Below are 12,131 nucleotides of genomic sequence, written 5' to 3' on the forward strand. Positions count from 1 at the left end.
GAGACGACGGCGAGCCGTTCATGTACATGCCGACGTAGTGCGAACGCGCACTCGATGCGTGCCGGCTCGATGGCGTCGACGGCGACATGTCGAGCGCTCGATAAACCACGCGGCCATTCGGCCCAGGACTTCGCGGTCTGCGCGGGAGGCCGCCGCTACGCCGGCGCCCTCAGTGCGAATAGCGCGTTTGCGTGCCTGCCGCGCGATCGAACGGCTGCAGCCTCGCAAGCTGCTCGATCGACATCGTGACGACTTCGAGAACATGCCGCGCGATTTCGTCGTCGGCCATGCCCGCGTTGACGTACCGCTCGATGCTCATCGTGCGGGGCGGATAGCTGCCGCCTTCGTCATCGATGATGTCGATCCTGGCCGTGCGCTGCTCGGGCGACAGCACGATCTGGACAGTTTTGCCGTGAACGACGGTCTGCATGCACAAAGTGGACATTCGCAGTCTCCGATTGCGTCGCCTTCGGACGGTCGATACCTCACAACAGGAGTCGTCAATCTACAAATTTCCGGACGTATTCGCAATATTCAGGCAGCAATTTCCCGTCGTTCGGGGCGCCGCACCGCCGGCCGACCCGACGCCCGCATTGCACGGGCATGCCCTGCACTACGCATAGCGGCTCAGCCATTCTTCGGAGAATTGTCTCGCGTATGCGACCGCTTCGGCTTCGGTCTCGAATTCACCCAGCTTGCGGAACGCAGCCTCACGGCTGAAACCCACTTTCGTGACCTCGACCTGCGCGGCGTATTTGCCGGCCTCCGTCACGCGCGGCTCGCAGTTCATTTCGTATCCGCGCATCAAGAATTTCTTCTGCATCGGTTCAACACTTTTTTGAGACGGCAAAATCGTAGCATGCGGCTGCGCGGGCCTCGAAAATGTACCCACGTCGGTTTCACTAGAGGAAACTATCGATCGATCGTCCGACGAGGGCCTCGACCGTCCGCTGCGCGATATCCTGTAAAAATGAGTTGAATACGTCGGGCCGAGCGAGTACACGCCCCGCGTTGGTGCATCATGCGGCGATTACTTGCCGTCTCGTATGGAATCGCATCCGAGCCCATCGAAATGCAGACCGGAAGGTGTCGAACGCACCGTCGCGCATACGCGCCGCGGCAGGCCGGGCGTAACTTCATGACACACCTTTCACACAAACGCACCTTTCACCACACTGAATGACGACCATTTTGCGGTAAAGTTATCTTTTCCGTGCGTGGCCGGTCGGCTCGCCATTGGACGTCATGAAGACTGTCCGCCGAGACTGCCGCAAGGCGTCGTTCTGAACGTCACGATCCGTCCCCGTAGCATGACCACTGAAGCAATCACCACGGATTCCCTCGCGGTTGCCGAGCGCGTGCGCGAGCTGATGACCCGCAACGGCATCGGCAAGCGCCAGCAGACCACCGAGCTGTGCCGCATCCTCGATCTGAGTTTCTCGCAAGGCCACCGCAAACTGCGCGGCAGCAGCCCCTGGACGCTCGCGCAGATCAAGAAAGTCGCCGAAGCGTACGGCGAACCCGCCGCCCAGCTGTTCGGCGCGCAAACGCTCGACCCCGGCATGGTCGGCGCCTATTCGCAGGAAGCCGTCCTGTATGCGGGCGTCGCCGAGATTCCGTGCACCGCATGGATCGGCGCGCCGCTCGAAGCCGGTGCGCGCCCCGAGTTCGTCGCGTACGAACAGAACGGCCGCTGGCGCGTGCTGCGCCATACCGGCGTGCTGTACCAGAACGCGTACGACGTGCACAAGATCGAGATCTATCCGCGCCGCGCGGAGAGCGACAAGCTCGTCGTCGCGGTGATCGACCCCGATCGCGTCAGCGCGACCGAGCTGTGCCGCTATCTCGAACGGCAGGGTTTCGCGACGGCCGCGTTCGACGGGCTCGCGGCCTTCGTCGACGCGCTGCAGGGCCAGGCCTTCGACGCGGTCCTGACCGAATGGCTGTTCGACGACGGGACGGCCGCGACCGCGATCAAGGCCGTGCGCACGTCCGACAACCCGGGCGCGCCGATTTTCGTGTTGACGGGCGACCTGCTCACCGGCCGCGCGAGCGAAGCCGACATCAGCGAAGTGATCCGCGCGTTCGACGTGGTGTGCTACGAAAAACCCGCGCGCATGGCGATCCTCAGCGCCGATCTCGCCAAGCGCCTCGCGCGCGGCTGACGTCCGACGGGCCGGCCGCCCGTCGAACGGCCAACGCACGCGCCGCGGCCATGGGCCGGTTCCTCAGTACAATAGCCGCACCCGTTCACGCGCACGCCGGCATCCGCCGCCCGACTCCATGGCCCGCCTCATCCCCGACGACTGGAAAAGCCTCGCCGCGACCGGCGCGGCCGAACGCGAGCGCGAAACGCTCGCCGCGCTCGAACACGCGCTGCCCGACGGCTACACCGTGTATCACGGCGTCCACTGGACGCGTGCCGACCAGGCGTTCTCGGTGTTCGGCGAAGCCGCGTTCGTCGTCGTCAGTCCGGCCGGCCGCGTGCTGCTGATCGAGCAGAAGGCCGGCTTCCTGCGCGAAACCCCGAAAGGGCTCGTGAAGGTCTACCTGCAGAAGGAGCGCAATGTCCCGATCCAGCTCGCGCGCACGCAGGAGACGCTGCATCGGCGCCTGACGGCCGCGCTCGGCGCGGGCGTCTACGGCGTGGAGGCGCTGCTGTACTGCCCCGACTATTCGATCCGCGACGCGTCGATCGCCGGCGTCGCGCCCGAGCGCATCGTCGATGCGTCGCGCAAGGCGCAGCTCGCGCAAGTGATCCTGCAGATCCTGCCCGAGGACGACGAGCCCTTTCCGAACGCGCCGAAGCTCCACCATTTCCTCGCGGACGAACTCGCGCTCACGCCCGACACGAGCGCGCTCGTCGGACAGGCCGGCACGCTCGTCACACGGCTGTCGGGCGGGCTCGCGGCATGGGCGCGCCAGCTCGAGTTCACGCCGTTCCGGCTGCGCGTCACCGGCACCGCGGGTTCGGGCAAGACCCAGCTCGCGGTGCAGGTGATGCGCGATGCCGTCGCGGCCGGCCAGCGTGTGCTCTACGTATGCTTCAACCGGCCGCTCGCCGACTACATCGCGCGCATCGCGCCGCCCGGCGCGAAGATCGCGAACTACCACCAGCTGTGCGACTGGGTCGCGCGGGACGGCGGCTATACGCCCGACTTCCAGGTACCCGGCGAATTCGAACGGCTCGAGGCGCGCTTCGCGCAAACGCCGATTCCCGAACGCTGGCGCTTCGACGTGCTGGTCGTCGACGAAGGGCAGGATTTCCACGCGCCGTGGGCGGCCGCGCTGGAGCGCTTGCTCGCGCCGGACGGCGCATGGTGGTGGCTGGAAGATCCGCTGCAGAACCTGTACATGCGCGAACCCGTCGCGCTGCCCGGCTGGGTCACGCTGAAGGCGCTCACGAATTACCGCAGCCCGCGCGACCTGCTCGAATTCGTGCGCGACGTCGTCGGCCGGGCCGAGCCGCTCGCGGCCGAACTGCGCTCGGGCAGCCCGTTCGACGGATCCGATCCGTCGGTGTCGGCATACGGCGAAGATGGCGCGTCGGACGACGCCTTGGCGCAAGCCTGCATCGACGCGACCAAGCGTGCGATCACGCATGCGCTGTCGCTCGGCTTCCGCAAGCAGGACATCGCGGTGCTGTCGTACCGCGGCCGCGAAGGCTCGGTGCTGGCGCCGCTCGACCAGCTCGGCCCGCACCGGATCAAACGCTTCACCGGCAAGTACGACCTGTTCGGCAACCCCGAGTATCGCGAAGGCGACGTGCTGCTCGATTCGATCTACCGCTTCAAGGGCCAATCGGCGCCGTGCGTGATCCTGACCGAAGTCGACTTCGACACGCTCGACGCGCGTGCCGCGCGCAAGCTGTTCGTCGGCGCGACGCGCGCGACGATGAAGCTGCTGATCGTCGCGTCGTCACGCGCGGCCGCGCAACTCGCGGCGGGTTGACGCGGCGGGCGAACGGCCGTTGCGCGGCGCGCAACGACTGCAGGCGAGCGCCCGCCCCGCCGCCGGCCACCGTCCGTCAAGCCACCCGAAACGCGCCCACCGCGCGACGCAGCCCATCCGCCTGTTCCTCGAGCGACGCGGCCGCCGCGGCCGCCTGCTCGACCAGCGCCGCGTTCTGCTGCGACACCTGATCCATCTGCGACACCGCGCGGTTCACCTGCTCGATCCCGTCGCGCTGTTCGCTCGATGCGGCCGCGATCTCCGTCATGATGCCCGTCACGCGCCCGATCGCCTGCTGGATGTCCTGCATCGTCGTGCCGGCCATGCCGACGAGCCGCGAGCCGGTCGCGACGCGTTCGACCGATTCGCCGATCAGCGTGCGGATTTCCTTCGCCGCGGATGCCGAGCGTTGTGCAAGCGTACGCACCTCGCCCGCGACCACCGCGAAGCCGCGGCCCTGCTCGCCCGCGCGCGCGGCTTCGACCGCCGCATTCAACGCGAGGATGTTGGTCTGGAACGCGATCCCCTCGATCGTGCCGATGATGTCGGCGACCTTCTGCGAGCTCCGGTCGATCTCGTTCATCGTGCCGATCACCTCGCCGACGACCGTCGCGCCGCGCGTCGCGATCTCGCCCGCGCTGTCCGCGCAGGCCTGCGCCTCGAGCGCGTGGTCGGCGTTCTGCTTCACGGTCGCCGTCAATTGCTCCATGCTCGCGGCCGTCTCCTGCAGCGCCGACGCCTGTTCCTCCGTGCGCTGCGACAGGTCGGTGTTGCCGGCCGCGATCTGGTGCGTCGCCGTCGAGATCGCCTCGGAGCCCTGGCTCACCTGGCGCACCGTATCCGCGAGGCTGCGCTGCATGCCGGTCACGCCCTTGACCAGTTCGGCCATCTCGTCGCGCGACGACCAGCGCACTTCCGACGTGAGATCGCCGTCCGACAGCCGGCGGAAATGCGACAGCAGGCGATTCACCGGTTGCGTGATCGCGAAATGCAGGCCGATCGCGCAACCGAGGCACGCGGCCAGGCCAAATGCGATGCCCGCGATCGCGCCCATGCGCATCCAGCCGTAATAGGTCTGCGCGGTGTCGTACACGTCCTTGCCGCGCGCGGCCTGGTATGCATCGAGCGCGTCGGTCGCCTGCGTGAGCGCGACCGACAGCGGCGGTGCGACCGTCATCAGCAACCGGTCGGCTTCGTCGCGCCGCCCTTCGCGAATCGCGTCGATCAGCGGCTTCAGCGCCTGCCCGATCAGCGCCTGGCGCGCGGCATCGAGGCGGCTCGCGAGCGGACCTTCGTCGTCGCCGTGCGGCATCGCCGCGTAGTTGCGCCACGCCGTGTCGGCCTTCGCGAGATAGCCCTCGGCCTTCTTCACGAGATCGGGTACGTCCGGCGCTTCCGGGTGCAGCAGCGCGCGGTCGAGCGTCGTGCGCACGATCGTCAGGTTCAGGCTCGCCGCGGACAGCGCGGTCTTTGCGGCGAGTTGCCGCGTATAGGCCTCGTCGAGCGCGCGGTTCGAGCTCTGCATGCCCGCGAGGCCGATCAGGCCCGACACGACGAGCAGCACGGCGACGAGGCCGAGCGTGGAGAAAATCCGCGTACGGATCGAGAAACGGGAAAACAGGGCGTTCAGGTTCATGACGGCACGTGAGCGATGAAAAGTGCCGCGGCAATCGGTCCGCGGCATGCTGTATTACGGTTTGCCTGCAAAAAACTTGAGTCCGTCCCTGCTTTGCAGCTGATCGGGGTCAATTCTCCGCGCGGCAATCTCCGGTTACGACTGCAACATATCGAGGCTGGGCAGAAATTGACTAGTCAATCATCCATGGCTATATTTCGATTCAATTCCCTGCCATGGCAGATATCTCGATGACAACCGACACTTTCCTCACTCCGCCGGCCGCCGACGCGGCCCGCCGCGACGCGCCGACCGCGCTGATCGTCGCCGCGCTGCTGCTCGTCATGCTGCTGTCCGCGCTCGACCAGACGATCGTGTCGACCGCGCTGCCGACGATCGTCGGCGAACTCGGCGGGCTCGACCAGTTGTCGTGGGTCGTCACCGCGTACCTGCTGTCGTCCACCGTGGTGCTGCCGCTGTACGGCAAGCTCGGCGACCTGTACGGCCGCAAGATCGTGCTGCAGGTCGCGATCGTGCTGTTCCTCGCCGGCTCCGCCCTGTGCGGCATCGCGCAGGACATGACGCAACTGATCGTGCTGCGCACGCTGCAGGGGCTCGGCGGCGGCGGCCTGATGGTCGTCACGATGGCTGCGATCGGCGATCTGGTCCCGCCCGATCGCCGGGCGCGCTACCAGGGGATGTTCGGGGGCGTCTACGGCCTCGCGACGATCGTTGGCCCGCTGCTCGGCGGCTTCCTGGTCGAGCATCTTTCCTGGCGCTGGATCTTCACGATCAACCTGCCGCTCGGCCTGCTCGCGCTTGCGGTGATCGGCATGGCGTTCCGGCCGCACACCGCGCACGTGAAGCACCGGATCGACTACATGGGCGCCGCGTTCCTCGCGACCGCCCTCACCTGCGTGATCCTGTTCACGAGCGAAGGCGGCTCGCTGCTGCCGTGGACGTCGCCCCAGCTGTGGATGACGCTCGTGCTCGGTCTCGTCGCGATCGGCGGCTTCATTTATGAGGAGCGCGTCGCGGCCGAGCCGATCATGCCGCTCGAGCTGTTCCGTCATCGCACCTTCGTGCTGGTCAGCCTGATCGGCTTCGTGGTCGGCATCGCGCTGTTCGGCTCGGTCACGTTCATCCCGCTCTACCTGCAGGTCGTGAAGGGTTCGACGCCGTCGCAGGCCGGCATGCAGTTGCTGCCGATGATGGGCGGGATGCTCGTGACCTCGATCGTCAGCGGGCGGCTGATCTCGCGGTTCGGATCGTACCGGCCGTTTCCGATCGCGGGGACGCTGATGGGCGGCGTCGCGATGGCGCTGCTGTCGACGCTGACGCTCGATACGCCGCTGCACACGATGTACGCGTACATGGCGTTGCTCGGGATCGGGCTCGGGATGGTGATGCCCGTGCTGACGCTCGCCGTGCAGAACACGGTCGAATTCCGGCACATGGGTGTGGCGACGTCGGGCGCGACGCTGTTCCGCTCGATCGGCGGCTCGCTCGGCGTCGCCGCGTTCGGCGCGCTGTTTTCGCACGGCCTGCAGTCGCGGATGATGGACGCGCTGCCGGCCGGCACCGAGCTGCCAGCCGCGCTCGGGCCGCTCGCCGTGCACCAGTTGCCGGATGCCGTGCGCGACGCGTACCTGCACGCGTTCGCCGGCTCGCTGCACGTCGTGTATCTGTCGGCCGCGACGGTGATCGCGATCGCGTTCGTGCTCGCGTGGTTCGTCGAGGACGCACCGCTGCGCAAGCACAACTGAGCGCCCGCGGCTCGCCGAGCGACCGTCGAGCCACCTCGCGAGCCGCCCGCGCCCGCCGTCACGCCAGCAGCACGACACCGCCCGTCGTCGCGCGCGACTCCAGCAACCGGTGTGCATCGGCCGCCTGTTCGAGCGGCAGCCGCGCGCCGATCTCGACGTGCATTCCGCCCGCCAGCCGGTCGAGCGTCGCACGCGCGGCGTCCCGATACGCGCCGACGTCGCGTGCGATGAAACCGAGCACGCTCGGCCGCGCAAGCGCGATCGAACGGGCCGGGCCCAGCTCGTCGAGATCGATCGTCTGCCGCGTGCCGATCGCGGCCACCTGCCCGATGCTCGCGACCATCCCGAACGGACGAACCGCCCCGAGCGTGCGGGTCAGCACGTCGCCGCCGATTCCGTCGATCGCGTAATCGACGCCCGCCCCACCGCCGAATGCACGCGCGGCCGCGACGAAATCCTCCTCGCGATAATCGACCACCGCTTCCGCGCCGTGCGCGCGCACCAGCGCGGCTTTCGCGGCCGATCCGACCGTGCCGATCACCCGCGCGCCGAGCGCGCGCGCCCACTGCGTCGCCAGCAGCCCGACGCCGCCGGCCGCCGCATGCACGAGCACCGTATCGCCGGCGCCGACCTGCCGGACGCGATGCAGCAGCATGTAGACGGTAATCCCCTTCAGCAGTCCCGCGGCGGCGGCTTCGTCGCTCAGCCCGTCGGGAATCGGCAGCACGCGTTCGGCCGGCATCGTGCGCAGGCTCGCATAGCTGCCGGTCGGCATGCCGCCATACGCGACGCGCTGACCGGGCACGAGATCCGTCACGCCCGGCCCGACCGCGTCGATCACGCCGGCCGCCTCGACACCGAGTGCCGCCGGCAGCGCGGGCAACGCGTGCGCGCCCGTCCTGAAATAGATGTCGACGAAATTCACGCCGATCGCGGTCTGGCGAATCCGTACTTCGCCGGCGCCGGGCGGCGCGACGGGCGCATCGACGCGGCGCAGCACGCTGGCGTCGCCGTAACGGTCGATCCCGATCCGGATGGCGTTGGCGGTTTGGGTCATGACGTTCCTCGCTGTCGAATGAAGTGACACGATCATCGCATCGTGCATAATCGAGCGGAATTCACGATTAGCGCTCATCTACTGTGCAAAATTCGACCGATCAAGAGTCTGCCGCCGCACCCACGCTGCCGATGAGTTGGGATGACATCCGCTACTTCCTGGCGGTGATGCGCGGCGGCAGCCTGTCGGCGGCAGCGCGGGCGCTGCAGGTCCAGCATTCGACGGTCGCGCGGCGCATCGACGCACTGGAGTCGGCGCTCGGGATCCGGCTGTTCGACCGGCTGCCGCGCGGCTGGCCGCCGACCGACGAAGGGCTGCACCTCGCCGAGCACGCCGCGCGCCTCGAAGCCGACGCGCATGCATTCGCGCGCGCGGCGCAAGGCGCGGCCGCGCTCGACGGCGCGGTGCGCGTATCGGCGTCGCCGGTATTCGCCAGCCATTTCCTCGCGCCGCGCCTGGCCCGCGCGCAGCGCGCATGGCCGGCGCTGCGGATCGACCTGATGGGCGAGATGCATGCGGCGAACCTGTACGCGCGCGAAGCCGATCTCGCGGTGCGGCTGTCGCGGCCGACCGAACCGGGCCTCGCCGCGCGCCGGCTCGGCACGATGCGCTTCGCGCTGTGCGCGGCGCCGGAATGGGCGGACGCGCCGCCCGACACCTGGCCATTCGTCGGCTACGACGATGCGCTCGCGCAAACGCCGCAGCAGCAATGGCTCGAACGCTTCGCGGCCGGGCGCCGTTTTGCGTTCATCGCCAACGACCTGGCCGCGCAGCATCGCGCGTGCACAGCCGGGGCCGGCGTCGCGCTGCTGCCGCGGTTTCTGGTCGACGATCCGGCCGCGCACGCCGGTGCGCCGCTCGTCGAGCTGACGGCCGCGCCGCGCTGCGACATCGAGCGCGAGATCTGGCTCGTCGTTCATCCGGACGTGCGCCGTTCGCCGCGCGTGCAGCGCGTCGCCGACGCGATCGCCGACGCGGTGCATGCGGCGGACGGCCGGCTGTAAGCCGCCGACGCCGCAAACGGCTTTGCCACGCGCGGCGGCGGCCGGCATGGTAGCGTTCTGATTTCACTCGCCCTGCCGCCATGCCTACCGCTCCCGCCTGCGTCGTGCGCGACGCGACCGACGCCGACCTCGATGCGATCCACGCGATCTATGCGCACCACGTTCACCACAGCGTCGCGTCGTTCGAGGAAACGCCGCCCGACGTCGCCGAACTGCGCGCTCGCCGCGACGCGGTGCTGCGCCACGGGTTGCCGTATCTCGTCGCCGAATGCGACGGCCGCGTGGCCGGCTACGCCTACGCGACGCCGTACCGCACGCGCAGCGCGTACCGCTTCACGATCGAGGATTCGATCTACATCGACGATGCCCAGCGTGGGCGCGGAATCGGCCGCGCGTTGCTCGCGGCGCTGATCGAGCACTGCGAAGGCGGCCCGTGGCGACAGATGATCGCGGTGATCGCCGACGGCGGCACTGGCGGCTCGACGTCGCTGCATCGCGCGTTCGGCTTCGAGCCGGCCGGCCTGCTGAAAGCGGTCGGCTTCAAGCACGGCCGCTGGATCGACACGGCACTGCTGCAGCGCCCGCTCGGCGACGGCGCGAACGCGCGCCCCGCCTCGCCCGAGCCTGCCGCCCCGCGCTAGAATGGCCGCATGTCAAAACAGACTCATTCCACGCCCGACGAGGCCGCGCCGGATTCCCGCAACGAGTACACGGTCGACGAACTCGCGCGCGTGTCCGATACCACCGTGCGCAACGTCCGCGCCTACCAGGATCGCGGGCTGCTCGCACCGCCCGAGAAACGCGGGCGCGTCGGCATCTACGACGACACGCACGTCGCGCGTCTGAAGCTGATCAACCATCTGCTCGCGCGCGGCTACACGCTGTCGAACATCCAGGACCTGATCAAGGCGATCGACGAAGGCCACGACCTGCGCTCGATCCTCGGCCTCGAAAACGCGATCGGCAGCCGCTGGTCGCACGAGTTGCCGAAAACCTATTCGCTCGCCGCGCTCGCCCAGATGTTCGGCCCGCAGGCGACCACGCAACTGTCTCGCGTGACCGAGCTCGGGCTGCTCGAACGGCGCGGCCTGTCGTTCGTCGCGAAAAGCCCCGCGCTGCTCGAGGCGGCGGCCGCGATGACGAAGGAAGGGATTCCGCCGCGCGAGCTGCTCGACGTGATCAGCCTCGCGCGGCCGCATTTCGACGCAATCGCGCGGCTGCTCGTCGATCTCGTCGTGAAGCGGCTCGACCGCTACGACGCCGGCACGCTGCCGCCGGCCACCGACGTGCCCGAACTGGTCGACGCGATCTGGCGCCTGCGCCCGCTCGCGGCCGTGTTCGTCGAAGGCGAGACGAACCGCGCACTCGAAACTGCCGCCAGCGCGTATCTCGGCGGGCGGGTCGCGACGATCCTCGACAAGAAGCTCAGCGACGAAGCGGCGCGGCAGTCCGGTACGAGCGATACGCAAGGCGACGGCGACGACGCATAGGGCCGCCGCCCCGTCATGCATGCGTCGGCTCGTCGCTACAACGCGTGCGTATCCGGTCCGCGGAAAGACCGACGGCCGTTGCAGGTGAGCACCGCCGCTCGCATGGGTCGGCGAACGGCCGGCAGCGCCGGTCGGCCCTCATTCCAGCCGGACGGCGCCGCATCGCGGCGCTCGCGGTAATCAGCCGCGCCGCGAAACAGTTACAAGTTATCGGTTGACGCCAACCCGCCCGGCGGTTAATGTATGCGTCGAAGTCCAAGAAGTCCGATTGCTGTTCATCAATTGCTCGCTCCTCCCAGCGGTATTCGTTGTCCTCTCCCTCCTTGACGCTTCAGGCGCTCTTCAACAGAGCAAATCTTCGTATATTTTTCTCAAGGAATCTTCATGGATACCGGTATCGTCAAGTGGTTCAACGACAGCAAAGGCTTTGGCTTCATCACTCCGGACAAGGGCGGCGACGACCTGTTCGCTCACTTCTCCGAAATTCGCACCGACGGCTTCAAGACGCTGGCTGAGAATCAAAAAGTGAGCTTCGAAACGAAGCAAGGCCCGAAGGGTCTGCAAGCGGCCAACATCCAGCCGCTGTAACGTTTGAAGGGCCCGGCATCCCGCGACGGACGCCGGGTCGCAGCGACATCCTCACGGAGCTTCGTCTCCTAAAGTTGGCGCGATCGGCTTGAGCTGCATCGGTTTAGTTAGCAGCTTGCCCAGCGCCACACGTCTCGTTGCACTTCATCCCCCCTCCGGCCGCAACGCCTTATTTTCGCTTTCCGACTGCGTCAGATTCAGCTCGCAATGGCATTGAATCGGCATACCCGTGCGTATTTCGCACGGCACGCGCGCACTCGATCATCATTAAAATTAAAATGCATAACCAACGAATTCAACAGTACAACGGCTATGCCGTCCAACCCTCGGCGCATCGCCTGCCCGACGGGCGTTTTTCTTCCAATCTGCTGCTCGAACGTGCCGATAGCGCGCACGACGAAGGCCGCTACCAGTTCTATTCGCTCGATTACTTCACGAGCGAAGCGCAGGCGCTGGCGCATTCGGCGCGCTGGGCACGCAACTGGGTCGATACGCGCGGTTGACGGCAGCGCCCCCAGTACCGGCACTCATCGCGCATGAGTCGTCGGTGCGGTCGGTTCGAACTTCCGGATCGTCCCTCCGACGTCGTCAAGCTGCGCCCTCTCGCGCGGGCGTTGACGACGTACTCGCGATATCAGCGCAGACGGCCATCAAAAAACC

General features: G+C 67.7%; 12 protein-coding genes. 8 read left to right on the forward strand and 4 right to left on the reverse strand.

Translation table 11 applies throughout. The annotated features are described in order from the left end of the window. Positions 1 to 169: 169 nt before the first annotated feature. Together CFB46_RS27455 and CFB46_RS27460 are read right to left on the reverse strand one after the other, a co-directional pair. Positions 170 to 445, reverse strand: coding sequence for a hypothetical protein (locus tag CFB46_RS27455; RefSeq protein ID WP_027780900.1), 276 nt, complete (start codon positions 443 to 445; stop codon positions 170 to 172). Positions 446 to 613: 168 nt separating this feature from the next. Further along, positions 614 to 823: a hypothetical protein gene (locus tag CFB46_RS27460; RefSeq protein ID WP_027780901.1), complete on the reverse strand. Its 210-nt coding sequence runs from the start codon at positions 821 to 823 to the stop codon at positions 614 to 616. Between the two features lie 487 nt (positions 824 to 1,310). Here CFB46_RS27460 and CFB46_RS27465 point away from each other — a divergent pair, with 487 nt between their 5' ends. Together CFB46_RS27465 and CFB46_RS27470 are read left to right on the forward strand one after the other, a co-directional pair. After that, the gene (locus CFB46_RS27465) at positions 1,311 to 2,165 is read left to right on the forward strand and encodes a helix-turn-helix domain-containing protein (protein ID WP_027780902.1); all 855 of its coding nucleotides are present in this window, start codon (positions 1,311 to 1,313) and stop codon (positions 2,163 to 2,165) included. Positions 2,166 to 2,283: 118 nt separating this feature from the next. Then, positions 2,284 to 3,951 carry an ATP-binding domain-containing protein gene (locus CFB46_RS27470; RefSeq protein ID WP_027780903.1) on the forward strand — a complete coding sequence of 556 codons (1,668 nt, stop codon included), beginning with the start codon at positions 2,284 to 2,286 and terminating at the stop codon, positions 3,949 to 3,951. A gap of 76 nt (positions 3,952 to 4,027) precedes the next feature. Here the strand turns inward: CFB46_RS27470 and CFB46_RS27475 are convergent, their stop codons facing one another. Next, positions 4,028 to 5,587, reverse strand: a complete 1,560-nt coding sequence (locus CFB46_RS27475; RefSeq protein WP_179235124.1) for a methyl-accepting chemotaxis protein — start codon at positions 5,585 to 5,587, stop codon at positions 4,028 to 4,030. Between the two features lie 230 nt (positions 5,588 to 5,817). Between CFB46_RS27475 and CFB46_RS27480 the strand changes: the two genes are divergently transcribed. Then, a complete protein-coding gene (locus CFB46_RS27480) occupies positions 5,818 to 7,332 on the forward strand; it encodes an MDR family MFS transporter (protein WP_089502382.1) in 1,515 nt (504 codons plus the stop codon). Between the two features lie 58 nt (positions 7,333 to 7,390). Here the strand turns inward: CFB46_RS27480 and CFB46_RS27485 are convergent, their stop codons facing one another. After that, positions 7,391 to 8,389, reverse strand: a complete 999-nt coding sequence (locus CFB46_RS27485; protein WP_027780906.1) for a quinone oxidoreductase family protein — start codon at positions 8,387 to 8,389, stop codon at positions 7,391 to 7,393. Positions 8,390 to 8,520: 131 nt separating this feature from the next. On the opposite strand from CFB46_RS27485, the gene CFB46_RS27490 reads away from it, so the two are divergent. The 5 genes from CFB46_RS27490 to CFB46_RS27510 all read left to right on the forward strand — a co-directional run bounded on the left by CFB46_RS27490 (position 8,521) and on the right by CFB46_RS27510 (position 11,974). Continuing rightward, entirely contained in the window at positions 8,521 to 9,393 is an 873-nt protein-coding gene (locus tag CFB46_RS27490; protein WP_089501921.1) for a LysR family transcriptional regulator, read from the forward strand. An 80-nt stretch (positions 9,394 to 9,473) separates the two neighbouring features. Then, positions 9,474 to 10,034 (forward strand): GNAT family N-acetyltransferase, encoded by a 561-nt coding sequence (locus tag CFB46_RS27495; RefSeq protein ID WP_089501922.1) that lies wholly within the window; start codon positions 9,474 to 9,476, stop codon positions 10,032 to 10,034. 9 nt (positions 10,035 to 10,043) lie between these two features. After that, positions 10,044 to 10,883 carry a MerR family transcriptional regulator gene (locus CFB46_RS27500; protein ID WP_027780909.1) on the forward strand — a complete coding sequence of 280 codons (840 nt, stop codon included), beginning with the start codon at positions 10,044 to 10,046 and terminating at the stop codon, positions 10,881 to 10,883. Positions 10,884 to 11,267: 384 nt separating this feature from the next. Then, on the forward strand, positions 11,268 to 11,471 hold the full coding sequence (locus CFB46_RS27505; protein ID WP_027780910.1) for a cold-shock protein: 204 nt from the start codon (positions 11,268 to 11,270) through the stop codon (positions 11,469 to 11,471). Between the two features lie 278 nt (positions 11,472 to 11,749). Then, positions 11,750 to 11,974: a hypothetical protein gene (locus CFB46_RS27510; RefSeq protein WP_089501923.1), complete on the forward strand. Its 225-nt coding sequence runs from the start codon at positions 11,750 to 11,752 to the stop codon at positions 11,972 to 11,974. The last annotated feature ends 157 nt before the right edge of the window (positions 11,975 to 12,131 follow it).

Origin of the sequence: Burkholderia sp. HI2761, assembly GCF_002223355.1 — a bacterium.
Classification (GTDB): domain Bacteria; phylum Pseudomonadota; class Gammaproteobacteria; order Burkholderiales; family Burkholderiaceae; genus Burkholderia.